20 protein-coding genes are annotated in these 16998 nt (G+C 32.1%); 10 read left to right on the top strand and 10 right to left on the bottom strand.

The features are described 5' to 3' along the window. Positions 1-12: 12 nt before the first annotated feature. Together GN138_RS00155 and GN138_RS00150 are read left to right on the top strand one after the other, a co-directional pair. Positions 13-771 carry a 5'-nucleotidase C-terminal domain-containing protein gene (locus GN138_RS00155; protein ID WP_157361298.1) on the top strand — a complete coding sequence of 253 codons (759 nt, stop codon included), beginning with the start codon at positions 13-15 and terminating at the stop codon, positions 769-771. A 4-nt stretch (positions 772-775) separates the two neighbouring features. Next, complete coding sequence (locus GN138_RS00150) at positions 776-1687, top strand: bifunctional metallophosphatase/5'-nucleotidase (RefSeq protein ID WP_157361297.1); 912 nt, start codon at positions 776-778, stop codon at positions 1685-1687. A gap of 20 nt (positions 1688-1707) precedes the next feature. Here the strand turns inward: GN138_RS00150 and GN138_RS00145 are convergent, their stop codons facing one another. The 4 genes from GN138_RS00145 to GN138_RS00130 all read right to left on the bottom strand — a co-directional run bounded on the left by GN138_RS00145 (position 1708) and on the right by GN138_RS00130 (position 5946). After that, on the bottom strand, positions 1708-2454 hold the full coding sequence (locus tag GN138_RS00145; RefSeq protein ID WP_157361296.1) for a hypothetical protein: 747 nt from the start codon (positions 2452-2454) through the stop codon (positions 1708-1710). Between the two features lie 102 nt (positions 2455-2556). Continuing rightward, positions 2557-4551 carry an NAD-dependent DNA ligase LigA gene (gene ligA / locus GN138_RS00140; RefSeq protein ID WP_157361295.1) on the bottom strand — a complete coding sequence of 665 codons (1995 nt, stop codon included), beginning with the start codon at positions 4549-4551 and terminating at the stop codon, positions 2557-2559. Positions 4552-4578: 27 nt separating this feature from the next. Further along, on the bottom strand, positions 4579-5451 hold the full coding sequence (gene prmC, locus GN138_RS00135; protein WP_157361294.1) for a peptide chain release factor N(5)-glutamine methyltransferase: 873 nt from the start codon (positions 5449-5451) through the stop codon (positions 4579-4581). A 3-nt stretch (positions 5452-5454) separates the two neighbouring features. Continuing rightward, on the bottom strand, positions 5455-5946 hold the full coding sequence (locus GN138_RS00130) for a GNAT family N-acetyltransferase (RefSeq protein ID WP_317162684.1): 492 nt from the start codon (positions 5944-5946) through the stop codon (positions 5455-5457). Between the two features lie 49 nt (positions 5947-5995). Here GN138_RS00130 and GN138_RS00125 point away from each other — a divergent pair, with 49 nt between their 5' ends. From GN138_RS00125 to GN138_RS00105, 5 genes are read left to right on the top strand one after another with little or no spacing between them, the layout of a single operon-like run. Then, on the top strand, positions 5996-6454 hold the full coding sequence (locus GN138_RS00125) for a hypothetical protein (protein ID WP_157361293.1): 459 nt from the start codon (positions 5996-5998) through the stop codon (positions 6452-6454). Then, complete coding sequence (gene ribD / locus GN138_RS00120; RefSeq protein WP_157361292.1) at positions 6455-7459, top strand: bifunctional diaminohydroxyphosphoribosylaminopyrimidine deaminase/5-amino-6-(5-phosphoribosylamino)uracil reductase RibD; 1005 nt, start codon at positions 6455-6457, stop codon at positions 7457-7459. Continuing rightward, complete coding sequence (locus GN138_RS00115; RefSeq protein ID WP_157361291.1) at positions 7446-8063, top strand: HAD family hydrolase; 618 nt, start codon at positions 7446-7448, stop codon at positions 8061-8063. Before ribD ends, GN138_RS00115 begins: the two co-directional genes overlap by 14 nt. Continuing rightward, positions 8060-8911, top strand: a complete 852-nt coding sequence (locus tag GN138_RS00110) for an EamA family transporter (protein WP_157361290.1) — start codon at positions 8060-8062, stop codon at positions 8909-8911. Before GN138_RS00115 ends, GN138_RS00110 begins: the two co-directional genes overlap by 4 nt. Continuing rightward, a complete protein-coding gene (locus tag GN138_RS00105; RefSeq protein ID WP_157361289.1) occupies positions 8911-9516 on the top strand; it encodes an IMPACT family protein in 606 nt (201 codons plus the stop codon). The genes GN138_RS00110 and GN138_RS00105 overlap by 1 nt, the downstream gene beginning before the upstream one ends. Here GN138_RS00105 and GN138_RS00100 read toward each other — a convergent pair. Next, positions 9511-9918 carry an acyl-CoA thioesterase gene (locus GN138_RS00100; RefSeq protein WP_157361288.1) on the bottom strand — a complete coding sequence of 136 codons (408 nt, stop codon included), beginning with the start codon at positions 9916-9918 and terminating at the stop codon, positions 9511-9513. The genes GN138_RS00105 and GN138_RS00100 overlap by 6 nt on opposite strands. 199 nt (positions 9919-10117) lie before the next feature. Between GN138_RS00100 and dnaA the strand changes: the two genes are divergently transcribed. From dnaA to GN138_RS00085, 3 genes are all read left to right on the top strand, one after another. Continuing rightward, positions 10118-11545 (top strand): chromosomal replication initiator protein DnaA, encoded by a 1428-nt coding sequence (gene dnaA / locus GN138_RS00095; protein WP_157361287.1) that lies wholly within the window; start codon positions 10118-10120, stop codon positions 11543-11545. Between the two features lie 12 nt (positions 11546-11557). Next, on the top strand, positions 11558-12013 hold the full coding sequence (locus tag GN138_RS00090; protein ID WP_157361286.1) for a low molecular weight protein-tyrosine-phosphatase: 456 nt from the start codon (positions 11558-11560) through the stop codon (positions 12011-12013). Positions 12014-12114: 101 nt separating this feature from the next. Next, positions 12115-12831, top strand: coding sequence for an SAM-dependent methyltransferase (locus tag GN138_RS00085; protein WP_157361285.1), 717 nt, complete (start codon positions 12115-12117; stop codon positions 12829-12831). A gap of 17 nt (positions 12832-12848) precedes the next feature. On the opposite strand, the gene GN138_RS00080 is transcribed toward GN138_RS00085, so the two are convergent. The 5 genes from GN138_RS00080 to dapF form a co-directional block, all read right to left on the bottom strand. After that, complete coding sequence (locus GN138_RS00080) at positions 12849-13505, bottom strand: peptidoglycan-binding protein LysM (protein WP_157361284.1); 657 nt, start codon at positions 13503-13505, stop codon at positions 12849-12851. Positions 13506-13623: 118 nt separating this feature from the next. Continuing rightward, positions 13624-14526: a DUF2279 domain-containing protein gene (locus GN138_RS00075; protein WP_157361283.1), complete on the bottom strand. Its 903-nt coding sequence runs from the start codon at positions 14524-14526 to the stop codon at positions 13624-13626. Positions 14527-14529: 3 nt separating this feature from the next. Beyond that, positions 14530-15573, bottom strand: a complete 1044-nt coding sequence (gene mltG, locus GN138_RS00070; RefSeq protein ID WP_157361282.1) for an endolytic transglycosylase MltG — start codon at positions 15571-15573, stop codon at positions 14530-14532. Positions 15574-15575: 2 nt separating this feature from the next. After that, on the bottom strand, positions 15576-16100 hold the full coding sequence (locus tag GN138_RS00065) for a GNAT family N-acetyltransferase (protein ID WP_157361281.1): 525 nt from the start codon (positions 16098-16100) through the stop codon (positions 15576-15578). Beyond that, positions 16094-16873 (bottom strand): diaminopimelate epimerase, encoded by a 780-nt coding sequence (gene dapF / locus GN138_RS00060; RefSeq protein WP_197429293.1) that lies wholly within the window; start codon positions 16871-16873, stop codon positions 16094-16096. The genes GN138_RS00065 and dapF overlap by 7 nt, the downstream gene beginning before the upstream one ends. Positions 16874-16998: the final 125 nt, after the last annotated feature.

The following is a 16998-nucleotide window of genomic DNA, read 5'->3' as shown; positions in this document are numbered from 1 at the left end:
AGAAGTTATTCAATGACTATTAAACACACATTAAAACTTTGTCTTTTGTTGCTCATTTTTACATGTGCATCACCAAAAATATCAAAAATTGAAGGTAAACGACTCAATATAGACCAAGACCTAAAGCCTAATGAAGCTGTTGACGCTTTTATTAAACCATATAGAGAACACGTTAATAAAGACATGGAGAATGTTATCTCTTATGCTTCTCAAACATATACCAAAAGAGATGGACAATACAATACAGCAATTGGTAATTTAATGGCAGATGCCGTTTTTAGTGAAAGCAACCCTGTTTTTAATAAACGAACAGGCAAAGATATCGACTTTGTTTTACTTAATCATGGTGGTATTCGCTCTATCTTATCTCAAGGAAATGTAACCACGAGAACTGCTTATGAAATTATGCCTTTTGAAAACTCTGTAGTTGTAGCAGAATTAAAAGGTGAACAGGTTAACGAAATGATGCAATATTTATCTAAAGCAAAACGCGCACATCCTGTTTCTAAACAATTACAGTTAACTTTAGGTAAAGATGGTAACATTATTTCTGCAACAATACATGGCGAACCTATAGATACTTCTAAAACTTATAATGTAGCCACAAATGACTACCTATACAATGGAGGTGACGGGATGGTTTTTTTTAGTAAAAATGAAGGACTACATGTTCTAAATTATAAAATAAGAGATGTCTTAATAGATAATTTTAAAAAGAAGGACACTTTAAACCCTAAACAAGACAACCGATTTATTCAGCTTAACGATTAAAAACATGAAAAGAAGACAATTTATACAAAAATCTACAGCTGCAACAGTTTTAGCAGGTATTGGTGGACTTAGCTTACAATCTTTTGGCTCTAAAGCAAAGAAAATAACTATTTTACACACCAATGATGTGCATAGCCATATAGATCCTTTTGGACCAGAAGATGGTAGAAATGCCAATAAAGGTGGTGTTGCTAGGCGTGCCACTTTAGTGGAAGCGATTAGACAAGAAAATCCTAATACCCTGTTATTGGATGCAGGTGATATTTTTCAGGGCACACCATATTTTAATTATTATGGTGGCGAATTAGAATTTAAACTAATGAGCATGCTTAAATACGATGTTGCAACTATAGGTAATCACGATTTTGATAATGGTATTGACGGACTATATGCGCAAATTCCACACGCTGATTTTGAGTTTGTTTCTGCCAATTATGATTTCTCTAAGACAGTAATGGACACACATGTTAAACCTTACAAAATCATTATAAAAGACGGTATTAAAATAGGCATATTTGGATTAGGTATTAAATTAGAAGGTTTAGTAGATAAAAACATGTACAAAGAAACGGTTTATCACAACCCAATTGAAAAAGCTCAAGACATGTCTAGAATTCTAAAAGAAGATGAAAAATGTGATTTAATTATATGTCTTTCTCATATAGGATATGAATATAAAAATAAACCAGACAAGGTTAGCGATATTAAGCTCGCTAGAGCAACAAAGGATATAGATCTAATAATAGGTGGCCATACACATACATTTTTACCCGAACCTACAATAGAAACAAATAGCGTAGGCAAGAATGTATTAGTGAATCAGGTAGGGTGTTACGGCTTATACTTAGGTAAAGTAGATTTTTACTTTAGCCATGGCAAACAAGTAGGCTCTAATGGAGCTTCAATAGTAGTGTAGTAAAAATATAATAGGATAGTTTAGGTCTTTTCAATTTTAAATGCTTCATCTTCATAAGCTAATTCTGGTTCAGTAACTTTATATTGTGATTGCATGTAAAAAAAGAAGAAGGCCACAACTAAGAAAAAAGAATAAACAAAACCTAAATTATCATCAGTTAATATGTAAAAATAAGCAAGCTGAATAATTTCTGAAAAGGTCATAAAAATACAACCTAATAAAAACAACATTGACTTTGAATTGTTTCTGTACATATAGTCAATTAAAGCAAAAGATAATAACGCCATAACAACAGCATTGTAAATATATTCTAGTAGATACTGTTGGTATGTTAACGTTTCTACTGTTGTACTAGATATTAGAGATACACAAAAAATATCTAAGGCAATAAGAACTATAATAGGAATAGTTAATTCAGAAAATACAACTTTTAAATTGAGTTGTCTAATCATTTTATATATTAACACCAAATAAGAAATGATAAAAAGTATATTAGATATATAATACAAATAGTCTATTTTATTATCATCTACAGCAGGTAAAAACCAATAAACGGCATTTATACTCTCAGCTAATGTAAAAATAACTAAAAAGGATAGAAAAAATTTTGAAATATATTTAGTGCTTTTACTGTAAAATAAGGTAAGCAATACTAAGGTCACTGTAGCTATAACAGCACCTTGTAACTCCATTCCAAAGCCTTGAAGCAAAATGTAGACTAACCCTAAAAGAAAGAGTGTAATCTTATAAATTTTATTTACCAACATTAATTAATCCCTTATTAACGAGGCCAAACATAATCATTTTTCAACACTTTAACGAATAAAAATTACATTTTATCGTGTAAATAATTAAATTATCGTAAGAATTTACTTCAATTTATCTAAAAATTCTAATTCATTCAGTATTTCAATTTCCAATTTTTCAGCTTTGGTACGCTTACTTGGCCCCATTTTATCGCCTGCAACGAGATAAGATGTTTTAGAAGAAATAGATGATGATACCTTTCCGCCATTATCTTCTATGAGTTTTTTAAGCTCATTTCTAGATATTGTTTCAAAAACACCAGAAACTACTATAGATAATCCTTTTAATTTATCAGTTTGGTTTTCTAACTGGTCTGCAGAGATTTCTAATTGCACACCAAAACTTTTTAAGCGCTCTATAATGAGTTTATTTTCTTCCTTAGAGAAAAACTCCACCACACTCTGTGCAATACGCTCACCAATTTCATCTACCGTGACTAAATCTAAAACCGTAGCCAACATTAAAGCATCAATAGATTTATAGTGTTTGGCCAATTTTTTAGCTACTGTCTCCCCTACATAACGAATGCCTAAAGCAAATAGCACACGCTCAAACGGAATTTGTTTAGAAGCTTCAATACCATTAATTAAGTTTACAGCACTTTTTTCTGCCATTCGCTCTAGCGGAATCACTTGTTCAACCGTTAACTCATATAAATCAGAATAATTATGAATCAAACCTTCCTTTACCAACAAAGCAACTGTCTCACCTCCTAGACCATCAATATCCATGGCTTTTCTAGAAATGTAATGCTGAATTCTCCCAACTACTTGTGGCGGACATGCCATATAATTAGGACAATAATGTTTGGCTTCGCCTTCTAATCTTACTAACTCAGTACCACATTCTGGGCAATGCGTAATATATGTTGTGGGAACCGAATCCGCAGGACGCTTGCTTAAGTCTACCGCGATTATCTTCGGAATAATTTCACCGCCTTTTTCTACAAACACCTCATCTCCTACTCTAATATCTAATTTTTCAATTTGGTCTGCATTATGAAGCGATGCACGTTTAACCGTTGTACCAGCCAGTTCTACAGGTTCTAAATTGGCTACTGGTGTAATAGCTCCTGTTCTACCAACTTGATAGGTAATTTCATTTAAACGTGTAGACACCTGTTCTGCTTTAAACTTATAAGCCATAGCCCAACGTGGTGCTTTGGCCGTAAAGCCTAATTCATCTTGATGATATAAACTATTTACTTTAACCACAACACCATCTATCTCGTATGGTAAATTGTGTCTGTTTTTATCCCAATAATCCACATATTCTAAAACCTCATCAATAGATTTCACCAATTTTGCTTCTTTTGGCACTTTAAATCCCCAAGCTCTAGCTTTTTCTAAACCTTCATATTGCGACGTGATATTTAGATTATTTCCTACTATACTATATAATAAACATTCTAAAGGACGTTTTGCTACTTCCGAACTATCTTGAAGTTTTAAACTTCCTGAAGCTGTATTTCGTGGGTTCTTATAAGGTTCTTCTTCGTTTTCTATACGTTCGGCATTCATTTTTAAGAAACCTTCTATAGGTAAAACAATTTCTCCTCGTATATCAAAACGCTCAGGATAATCGCCCTTTAACTGTAAAGGCACTGTATTTATGGTTTTAATGTTTGCAGTGACTTCATCGCCTTGCACACCATCGCCTCGAGTGACTGCCCTTAATAGTTTACCATTCTCATAAGTAAGACTAATAGAAGCACCATCATACTTTAATTCGCAAGTGTAGTATACGTCGCCATCAACCATTTTTTTAATTCGGGTTTCCCAATCCAATAAATCTTCTTTAGAATAAGAATTATCTAAAGAGTACATTCTATAATCGTGAACGGTTGTTTTAAAGTTTTTAGTCACAGCACCACCAACACGTTGTGTAGGCGAATTGGCATCAAAAAACTCAGGATGTTTTTCTTCAAGAGCTTGAAGTTCTTTTAATTTGATATCAAATTCGTAATCACTTATGGTAGCATCATCTAAAATGTAATAATTGTAGTTATGCTGACGCAATTCTTCTCTAAGTGCTTCTAATTGGTCTTTTATGTTCATATAATAAAGTATGTAAACAATTCTTTTTTAAATTCTAGTTCCCTTCAACATTCTATCATTTCCATTTAAGTCTTTCAATAACTCAATAGCTTCAAATTCAACATTAGTTAATAAAGCCTTTGTTTCTTCTCCAAGATATTGATTAATTTCAAAATAGAGTTGCCCTTTTGGTTTTAAGTTATTTATAGCGAATTCTGTTATGGCTTTATAGAAAATCAACGGATTATCATCTTCTACAAACAAAGCCAAATGCGGTTCGTTGTCTAAAACATTAGGTTTAATTTCTACTTTTTCTAAGTTTCTAACGTATGGTGGATTGGAAACGATGATGTCAAAATTAGATTCCGCATCAAGTGCGGAATGACAAGTCTGGTCTAAAATATTTGCTTCGATAAAATTAATATCAACATTGTTTAGTTCCGCATTTTGTTTTGCAACCTTTAAAGCCTCCGGACTGACATCTAATGCATAAACTTCAGCATTCGGAATATGTTTAGCTAATGAAATCGCTATGCAACCCGAACCTGTACCAATGTCCAAAATCTTTAAGGACGATTGCACTGAACGCGATTCTAAAGCTCGGATAATCATATCGACCAACTCTTCTGTTTCAGGTCGTGGAATCAATACGTTTTCATTCACTTTAAAGGGCAATCCAAAAAATTCGGTTTCACCCAATAAATACTGAATTGGTTTTTGTTGTTTTAAATGTTCTAATGCTTTAAAAAAGGATTCTGTTTCCGGTTTTGTAATGGCTAATTCTGGTTCTAACGTTAATTGAATTCTTGGTACATTTAAATAATGTTCTGTACACAAATAGAAAAAACTATTCACTTCATGGTTTCCATAAATAGCATCTAATTCAATATGAAATATATTCTGAAGTTCTTTTAAAACCATAACCTACAAATCTTTAAGCATCCAAACCGTACACGAGTAATGACCAGTGTTTCCTAATGGTTTATCAATGGACTTAAATCCTACTTTTCGGTATAATTTACGCGCATCATCCATATAAGGCAAGGTTTCTAAATAACATTGCTTAAAACCTGCTTGCTTGGCAAAATTGAGACATTTCTGCATCATTTCTGAGCCCAAACCTTTACCTCTAGCTTCTGGCATAAAATACATTTTTTGTAATTCGCAGATGTTACCTTCGTAATTATCTAACGGCGAAATTCCTGCTCCACCAATAATCGCGTCGCCATCAACTACTACAAAATAGGATTTATTTGGTGCATCATACGTTTCGGTCATACAATCTAAAGCCACATCTTCATAGGCTGTACCAACTTTAGGCACACCCATTTCTATTAAAACATTACGAATAGCCTTAGCAATTTTAGGATTATCCTTAGCTTCAATTTCTCGAATAACAATAGTATCTTTACGCACTTAATAGTTAGATTTTAGCAATTTCAAAAATACGTATAAAAACACTTTTATGTTTATAAGACGCTTAATGTTTTTACTGACTTTTACATTACTTTTCAACTGTGCAATTACAAAAAAGCCAGAATTTGTAAGACTCGACAACGTTGAAATAGTAGACTCTAGTTCTAAATCCATTACTTTAAAAGTAGATGCTTTGTTTCTAAACAAAAATCATGTTGGTGGCACATTAAAAACGGACGATTTTAGAGTTTATATCAATGAAATTGAAGTCGCTAAAATTGTATCGGATGAATTTGACGTTCCTAAACGCGAAAAATTCACCATCCCATTAACCGTTGCGGTTGATACCGAGAAACTAGTTGACAAAAGTAGTTTAGGTGGCTTATTGGGAAGCCTTATTTCTCAAAATTTAAAAGTGCAATACAAAGGCGATATTAAATATAAAATTATGGGCTATTCGTCTACTTACGCTGTAGATGAAATCCAAGATGTAAAAATTAAACTTTAGTTGACTGCTCACGAAACCTATATAAAACGCTGTTTGCAAATTGCCAAAAACGGATTAGGAACCACAAGGCCTAACCCAATGGTTGGTGCTGTGATTGTTTATAACAATCAAATTATTGCAGAAGGATTTACAAACCCTTATGGCGGACCACATGCCGAAGTTAATGCCATTAATGCCGTAAAAGACCAATCGCTATTAGCTAAAAGCACCATTTATGTTACACTAGAACCATGCAGCCATTTTGGGAAAACACCACCTTGTAGCGATTTAATTATAAGACATAACATACCCAATGTGGTTATTGGTTGCATTGATGATAATCCGGAAGTGGCAGGCAAAGGCATTGCAAAACTAAGAGCTTCTGGTTGTAATGTTATTGTAGGTGTTTTAGAAGCCGAATGCAAAACGCATCACCAACGATTTTTTACATTTCATAATAAAAAGCGTCCTTATATTATTTTAAAATGGGCAGAAACGGCTGATGGTTTTATTGCACCTTTAAAAAAGGATAAACAAAAACCTGTTTGGATTACCAACCAGTATTCACGCCAATTAGTCCATAAATGGCGTGCTAAAGAACAAGCCATTTTAGTAGGAACCAATACGGTTATTGCCGACAATCCGAGTTTAACCGTTAGAGATTGGTCTGGCGAAAACCCCATTAGAGTGGTTTTAGATAGCACTTCAAAATTAGATACTGATTATGCTATTTTTAATGAGGACGCAAAAACCATTAGAATTACGTCTGAAACTATTGATTTTAAAAAACCGATAGCCATTCAAATTGCAACATTATTATACAACGACAATATAAACTCTGTAATTATTGAAGGTGGCTCGCAAACGCTTCAAACATTTATAGACGAAAATCTTTGGGATGAAGCCAGAGTTTTTATTGGGAAAACCGAATTTAAATCAGGTATTAAAGCACCACAATTTAGCGGGAATTTAATATCTGAAACCACTATTAAAAATGATACTTTAAAACTATATGCAAAAAATTAAAACTTTAATTTTCGATTTTGGTGATGTATTCATCAACCTTGATAAGCAAGGTGCTATGCAGCATGCCTTAGATTTATTCAACTTAGAAACTTTTGAAGTTGACATGATTGGAATCAACGAATTATATGAAGTCGGAAAGATTACGACTTCAGAATTTATTACATTCTACAAATCGAAATTTCCACATATTAGCGACATAGAACTTATTAAGGCTTGGAATTGTATCATTAAAGATTTCCCAGAGCATCGCTTAGCGTTTATTAAAAACTTAGCGCTTCATAAAGAATACAAACTCATATTACTGAGTAATACAAATGATATGCATATTGATTATGTAAAGGAAACAGTGCCGTTTTTTGAAGAATTTAAGTCGTGTTTTGATGCCTTTTATTTATCACAGCAAATTCATTTTAGAAAACCAAATAAAGATATTTTTGATTTTGTGTTAAATGAAAATAAACTTAACGCGAATGAATGTCTATTTATAGACGACACTAAAGAAAACACCGCTACAGCAGACCAAATGGGATTCCATACTTGGAATATTGATGAAACCACTGAAGATGTGGTAACACTTTTTGAAACTAAAAAAGAACTCTTTTGATATATTTATTTTTAAGCGTATTATCCTCTACGGCTATATTTGTTTTGTTTAAACTATTTAGCAAATACAATGTAGATACATTACAAGCTATTGTGGTTAACTACGCTACAGCCTTTGTTTGTGGATATATTTTATATGACGGCGACATTTCACCTACTCAAATTATTGAAACCAATTGGTTTATTGCTGCCATAGGCTTAGGTTTTCTGTTTATTGCAATATTTAACGTTATGGCGCTCACAGCGCAAAAAAATGGACTCTCCGTAGTTTCGGTGGCTAGTAAAATGAGTTTAGTAATTCCGGTAATTTTTGGAATATACGTGCACAACGAAAGTACAGAAGCTCAAAAATTAATTGGAATTGCTCTAGCTTTAGTTGCTGTTTATTTAACCTCTATTAAGAAAAAAGAAACAACCGTATTAACAAAATCAATCTATTTACCAATAATTCTTTTTATAGGTTCTGGCATTATAGATACCTCTGTAAATCATTTTGCACCTGAAGGAAATTTTTCTATGTTCTTATCTACCATATTTGGAATTGCTGGTCTAATGGGATTCTTTTTATTGATATACAAATCAATTAACACAAAGAAGGCATTGCAAGTAAAAAGTGTACCTTTTGGTTTTATATTAGGTTTAGTTAACTACTGCTCCATGTACTTTTTAATATTAGCTCTACAAGTAGAAAATACAGAAAGCTCAACTATATTTACCATTAATAATATAGGTATTTTAGCTTTATCAACTTTATTAGGATTGGCATTATTTAAAGAAAAATTATCCCATAAAAACTGGATTGGTATTGGACTAGCTTTTATTGCTATACTATTAGTTACACTTGCGTAATGGAAAACGATATATACAAAACTATTACCGAACCAGCCGAGGGCGAATTGTTTAAAGATAAGAATAGTAAGTTCTATGGCTTTACTTTCCCAGTTACTAATGAAGACCAAGTAAAGCAACATATTGAAGCTATAAAGAAAACACATTATTCCGCCAGACATTGGTGTTATGCCTATCAAATAGGCATAGAAACCAAAAAATACAGGGCTAACGATGATGGTGAGCCTAGCAACTCAGCAGGTATGCCTATTTTTGGACAAATTCAATCTTTTGATGTCACCAATATATTAATAGTTGTTGTTAGATATTATGGAGGTGTTAAATTGGGAGTTAGCGGATTAATTAACGCCTACAGAACTGGAGCACAATTAGCTATGGAAGCCTCAAAAATAGTAGAACGAACTATTAATAAAGAATTTCAACTCAAATTTGAGTACAAAAACATGAGTAAAGTAATGCGGTTGATAAAAGAGAATGACGTTAAAATCATAGATCAATCTATGGAATTAACTTGCCTGTTAGAAATATCTGTCAGAAAAAGTAACAGTTCTAAAATTTATGAAATTTTCAAGCAATTTTACGGTGTTGAAATCGTACAATTATAACGAATAATTTTGCAGTTTATCTAAAAGATATTTCGGACACCGAGTAGGTCTATTTTTTTCGACGTCTATAAACGCTAAAATTGTATTGCCAGTTGCTAATAAAATATCCGATTCATTTCTTAATTCATATTCAAATTCTATAGATGCTGTAGGCATTTTTTTTAGTGTAGTTTTTACTTTAACAACATCATCATAACGTGCTGAATTTTTGTAATTTACAGTTAACGAAACAACAGGAAGCATAATACCTTCAGCTTCCATTTCCCTGTAACTCAATCCAAACTCTCGTAACCATTCAGTTCTACCTACTTCAAAATACACAGCGTAGTTAGCGTGGTACACAACACCCATTTGGTCAGTTTCGCCGTAACGTACAGTTAATTTAGTTTCATTATAAATCAATACTATTAAATTTAATTACGAATTATTTTGTAAATTTATTTCCGTTTTAAACATGAGGAAAAATTTCTAAATATTCAAAACTTTTTAATTTTTTTATTAAGAATTTTGTTCACATATTTGCCTCGTTCAAAACTATTAGAGAATTCTACTTCTCTTTTTTTTTGCTAATAAATCTAACAACAAAAATTCAACTCAACGCATGGAGAACACAGCGCAATCTGTATGGAGTAATTGTCTCGCTTTTATAAAGGATAATATACAACCACAAGCCTATAAAACTTGGTTTGAACCTATAGATGCTGTTAAACTTTCTGGTAACGCATTGAGTATTCAGGTGCCTAGTAAGTTTTTCTACGAGTGGTTAGAAGAACATTATGTTAAAATTCTTAAAGTTGCACTTACCAAAGAACTCGGAGAAGATGCTAAATTGGTTTACGTTATTAAAATGGAAAACACCTATGGTAATAGACAACCTTTTACTGAGAAGATTCCTAGTTCTAATCGTTCTGCCGTAAAATCGCAAGATGTAGACGTTCCTTTTAATAATAAAAGTCCAGAATTAAGAAATCCATTTATTATACCTGGAATTAGAAACGTAAAAATTGAATCGCAACTAAATCCGAGTTATAGTTTTGAAAATTTTCTTGAAGGTGACTCTAATCGTTTAGCTAGAAATGCCGGAATTGCTGTTGCTAACAAACCTGGAGGAACATCTTTTAACCCACTTTTAATTTTTGGAGGTGTAGGTTTAGGAAAAACACACTTGGCACACGCTATTGGTGTTGACATTAAAGATAAGTATCCTGAGAAAACAGTGTTATATATTTCCGCTGAAAAATTCACACAACAATATATAGATTCAGTTAAGAAGAATAATAGAAACGATTTTATTCACTTCTATCAAATTATAGATGTTTTAATTATTGATGATGTACAGTTCTTATCTGGTAAAACAGGTACTCAAGATGTATTCTTTCATATATTTAATCACTTACATCAAAACGGAAAGCAAGTTATTTTAACAAGTGATAAAGCACCTGTAGACATGCAAGATATTGAGCAACGCTTATTATCTCGTTTTAAATGGGGACTTTCTGCTGAATTGCAATCTCCAGATTTTGAAACTAGAGTTTCTATTTTAAAGAATAAGCTTTACAGAGATGGTGTTGAAATGCCAAATGATATTATAGAATATGTCGCTAAGCATATTAAAACTAATGTTAGAGAACTAGAAGGCGCTATCATTTCTTTAATTGCACAGTCTTCTTTTAACAAAAAGGAAATTACTATAAATCTTGCAAAAGACATTGTTGAGAAGTTTGTTAAGAATACAAAACGTGAAGTTTCTATTGATTATATACAGAAAGTAGTTTCTGATTATTTCCAAATGGATGTCAATACACTTCAATCTAAGACACGAAAACGTCATATTGTACAAGCACGTCAATTAGCCATGTTTTTTGCTAAAAAATACACTAAAGCATCTTTAGCAAGTATAGGTTCTCAAATTGGTCAGCGTGATCATGCTACAGTTTTACATGCCTGTAAAACCGTAGATAATTTATCTTCAACAGATAAGCAATTTAGAAAATACGTTGAAGATTTATCTAAAAAGTTAGCCCTTTAATTACCTTTTATTATGACTCGTATTTTAATGGTTTGCTTGGGGAATATTTGTCGTTCACCATTGGCACATGGTATTATGCAGTCTAAACTTCCTGAAGACCTTTTTTATGTAGATTCTGCCGGAACAGCCGCTTATCATGTTGGTAACATGCCTGATAGACGCTCTATTGCAGTAGCCAGAAAATACGGATTAGATATTAGCACACAAAGTGCAAGACAGTTTACTGTTGCTGACTTTGATGCATTTGATTACATCTATGCTATGGACTCGTCAAATTATAGAAATATAATTAACTTAGCCAGAAACCAAAAAGACATTGACAAAGTAAAGTTGTTTTTGGAAGCGAATCCATCAATTCAGAATAAAAATATGCCAGACCCTTATTATGGCGAAAAAGATGGCTTTGAATACGTTTACAACTTAGTAATTGAAACCTGTGATATTTTGGTTACCGAATTATATAAGTAAACGTTACATTTTAAGAGTATCAACTCTTTTTTGTAATTTAGAGACTTTATCCTCATAAACTATACATAGCTAAAACTATACCTTAAACTAACTAAACACTAATGAGTAATTCAAAAGGGATTTTATATCTTATACCAACACGATTAGGTGATAATCCACCATTAGAAGTTTTACCTATTGCAATAAAAAAAACAATAGAAGAGTTAGATTATTATATTGTTGAAAATGAAAAAACTGCACGTCGTTTTATTAAACGTGTATCACCAAGTAAATCTCAACCTTCTTTAAAGCTACAAGTTTTAAATAAATATACTACAGAACAAGAGCGAAATACATTTTTAGATAGTTGCTTAGAAGGTAATTCTATAGGACTGTTATCTGAAGCTGGATGTCCTGCAATTGCAGATCCTGGATCCGACATTGTGGCTTTAGCGCATCAAATGGATATAAAAGTAGTACCTTTAGTTGGACCATCTTCAATAGTATTAGCTTTAATGGGATCTGGCATGAATGGCCAAAGCTTTACATTTAATGGCTATTTACCAATAGATAAAAGCGAAAGAAAAGCTAAATTAAAAACACTAGAGCGTATATCTTTTGAACAAAATCAATCTCAAATTTTTATTGAAACGCCCTATAGAAATATGAGGATGCTTGAAGATTTAGCAAACACTCTACACCCTAACACACACATTTGTGTTGCCTGTGATTTAACCTTACCTTCAGAGTATATTAAAACAAAAACAGCTAAGGACTGGAAACACAATAAAGAGGATTTTCACAAAAGACCAGCGATTTTTATTATCCAAAAAAGTTAATAATAAGAACGTAGATTTTATAATGTAACTTTTGCTTTCTTGTCTGGAGTTATTATAGATGTATCATACCCTGAAAACTTTTTCATGTATGCTTTTACTGTAGAACCGTAAGCATCTGCAACATTGTTTGCACCGTAACTACGCAAAAATTTCTTTACACTTCCAGGACCCGCTAAATGTGCTGCAGCTAATATACCAGACTCGGTAACTTTAATACCTGCAATTTTTCTACCTTCAAATCGTTTAATGTCTTTTCTTAACACCCATTTATTACGTTGAGCATTAGCTATAAATGCTTTTTCTTGTAATTCAGGATTATATAAAAACTGGTTTGGTGTGTATATACCAAGTAATTTTAAGGTTTCTTTTCCAAATTGATATTTCCCTAAATAACCTAATGTATTTACAGTAAAATAATCACCTTGAGATTCTTTAAACGCTATAGCCTCTTTAAACCCTTCAAAAGACTTCCCTAAATGTGGTGAGAATGTATTAGATTTAGATTCATCTTGGATTTCTACCATTGCTAAATCTTCAGAAAAATTATAATTTAGCTCTAATCCTTCTGTAGAATATGTATCAGGATTTAAACTGGTATCAGGATACAAAGCCAACGCTAAAAGCAAACAAACTGTAAATGGTACAACAAAGTTCTTAACACTATTTTTAGTCATAACAGCTAAATTTTTACTGTGAAAAAGTTTCCCCAAACCGTCTCACAAAATTCGCGTGCAAACATACAACATTTTTTCAATTACTGAAAATCAAGCTTTTAAGTGTTAAAATTTTAACTTAATAGTAGATATAATGCCATTTTACACGTCCATTGTCATTTATCTGAAATGTTGGGAAAGGCACCTTTATAACATTAAAAACATCAAAAATGGTTTTTAAGACGTGAGAATTTGTCTTAATTCTGGTTAAATCAATATCTAAACTTAGGTAAAATTGACGCCTTCTATTCTGATTTAAAAATAGAGAATCATTATTATCTCCTGTTAACATTCCTTCAGCTCCATAACCAAAAGCTAGGTTTAACCAATTAGGAATTTTTTCTGTTTTTAAAAACGAATTAATATTAACGCTTAGCCAATAGGTTTGTCCGTTATAATCTTTTAAAAACTCTTCAGGCCAACCATCTCCTAATTTATTTGGTCGTTGTTGGGCATATTTAGTTCTATGGAATGAATATTTTAAAACCATACGCTGTTCTTTCCATAGTAATTCTTGACCAACATATAAACCTGTACCTGCTGTATTAGCTGCCATATCTGTCCATGAAAACCCCCATTCTTCTGAGAAACCATCTAAAACTTCAACTGCAGTAAGAAACCCTAAACCTAATGTAGAACCATATATTATTTGGTCTTTTTTACTAACACCAGACCAGTTTAATGTATTAGCTCCTAACCTACCTAATTGATAAGAAGAGAACATATGTCCCATTTTATCCATCTGTAGCCATTCTCCACTATCGTTTATAGTTTTAAAACTAGAACGTGGATAATCTGCATACCATAACTGGTTAAGACCAATTAAAGTTGCAGAAGCTAATACAGATTCTGAAATTACAACAGCATTACGACGTTTCGTATTTAAAGAATCACTGGGTTTTAAAAACTGATTACTTTTAGATTGTGAAAAAAGTATTCCACTTGCCAAAAAGAAAATAATTAGCCCAATTGATTGCTTCATAAATTACTTGTTAATACCTTGAGAGGTTAAGTAACTGTGATATTGCCTTGCATTATTATTATGTTGCCCTAAAGTTTTGGCAAATTTATGATATCCAATTCGCTTTGCATCTGCTGCAAAATACAAGTAATTATGCCTTTCTGGATTTAAAACCGCTTTTATTGCTGATAAATCTGGCATAGCAATTAAACCAGGCGGTAAACCTAAATATTTATAAGTATTGTAAGGTGACTCTATCTCTTTATGAATATTTAAAACACGCCTAATAATAGTGTTTTCATATTGAGGTAATTGATAAGCGGCATATTTTAAAGTTGGGTCTGCTTGCAAAGGCATTTTAATTTTTAATCGGTTTAGATAAACACCAGCAACTCTAGGTTGTTCATCGGCTTGCTTAGATTCTTCATGTACAATAGAAGCTAAAGTAATCACTTCATTAGGTGTTAAATTTAGTTTCTTAGCTTTTGCTTTTCTGGCGTCTGTCCAAAAACGTTTATACTCAGTTAACATCCTATCTCTAAAGGTTTCTGCTGATGTATTCCAAAAGAATTCATAGCTATTAGGCAAATACATTCCTAATGCTGTAGCCGAATTAAAATCATTTTTTGCTAAAAATGCCTCATCTGTCATTGCATTAATTAAAGACAAACTATCTGCTTCAATCTGCGTACTAATTCTGCCTGCTAAATCTTCTAAACTATGTTGGTTGTTAAAGGCTATTTTTATTGGCAGGTTTTTACTTCTAATGGAGTTGATAATCTCATTATTATTCATGCCTTTGTTTATAGCAAAACGTCCAGCTTTTAAATTGGTATTATATTTTTTCTGGTTTGCTAAAGCATCAAACGTATTTATATCTTTTAACAAGGGCTCTAATTGGGCACGTACTTCTGGATACGTAGCATTTGTAGGCACCAAAATATAAGCCGTTTCATTATTAAAATTTGTATTTGGCATAAACATGGCTCCGTAAATATAATACGCAAAATAGCCGCAAATTACTAAGCCTATAAGAGCAATTGCCCAAAGAATTTTTTTAAAATACATAGTTATTTATTAATTCGTTGTAGTAGGAATTCGTTAGTGTATGTTTCACCATTAAAGCTCCAATCTTTTTTTAATCCTATCTTAATAAATCCATTTCCTTCAAATAGATTTAAACTTGCTGTATTATCTTCTGAAATATTAGCATAAACCTGATGTAAATGTAAAGACTTAAAACAATAATTTACCAATAATTCTAATGCCTCTTTACCAAATCCTTGATGTCTATTTTCTTTATTTTGAATTAAGATGCCAATACCTGCGCGTTTATTTTTTATATCAAAATCAAATACATCAATTAAACCAATAGTTTCGTTTTTGGTACTACAAATAGCTAACCGTAATTGTTTGGCTGTAAAGATGTCTTGCTGTGCATTTTCGAGATATTGTTTAATTAAAAATCTAGAGTATGGTGTTTGTGTATCACTTAAGTACCACAAATCAGTATCGTTTTCTATAGCATAAACAAACTCTAAATCTTCTGGCTCTAAAGCTCTTAAATGTATATATTCTCCTCTGAGACTTACCATTCTATCTCACCTTTAAACACATAGTCTGCAGCACCAACTAACCAAATATTATTATAACCTCCGTTAGAACTATTAAAGGTAACTTTTAACTGTCCGCCTTGAGTGTTTAGGTTAATTTGATTACTCTCTGTTTTACCTGTCTTATGCATGGCAATAGCAACTGCTGTAACTCCTGTTCCACAAGATAAAGTTTCATCTTCTACACCTCTTTCGTAGGTTCTTACTGCAAAATTATCGTTAGACAATTGCTCTACAAAATTAACGTTGCTTCCGGCCTCATTATAAGGCTCATTATATCTAATTTTTTCCCCATTAGATTTCACTTCATAATTAGAAATATTAGAAACCATTTCTACATGATGTGGAGACCCTGTATCTAAAAATTGATGCGTATCAAACAGTTCTATTTTAGAAACATCTTGCATTTGTAGATGAACAATTCCATCTTCAACTTTAGCATTATGCAAGCCATCTATGGCAATAAACTCTGTTTCATTTTCAATAATCCCTAAGAATTTAGCAAAAGCAACAATGCAACGTCCTCCATTACCACACATGGTACTTTCATTTCCGTCTGCATTATAATATACCATTTTAAAGTCTGATTTTTCATCATTCTCTAATAATATAAATCCGTCTGCTCCAATGCCAAAACGTCTATCGCATAACCGTTCTATTCCTTTTATATTAGTCTTATCTATAATTTGTAAACGATTATCAACCATAATGAAATCGTTTCCTGTGCCTTGATATTTGTAAAAAGTCATATTCATAATTAAAGGCAAATATAAGAATAATAGCGATTAAAAACAGTTGTTAAACACGCGTTAAAGTTGAAGTTAAAAACACGTTAAATTGAAATTTGAATTCAATATTTATCTAATTTTAATCGTTAGAA

Origin of the sequence: Winogradskyella endarachnes (genome assembly GCF_009741275.1) — a bacterium.
Taxonomy (GTDB): Bacteria; Bacteroidota; Bacteroidia; order Flavobacteriales; family Flavobacteriaceae; genus Winogradskyella; species Winogradskyella endarachnes.
The sequence above is the reverse complement of the archived record's forward strand: the minus strand, read 5'-3'. Positions and strand labels throughout refer to the sequence as shown.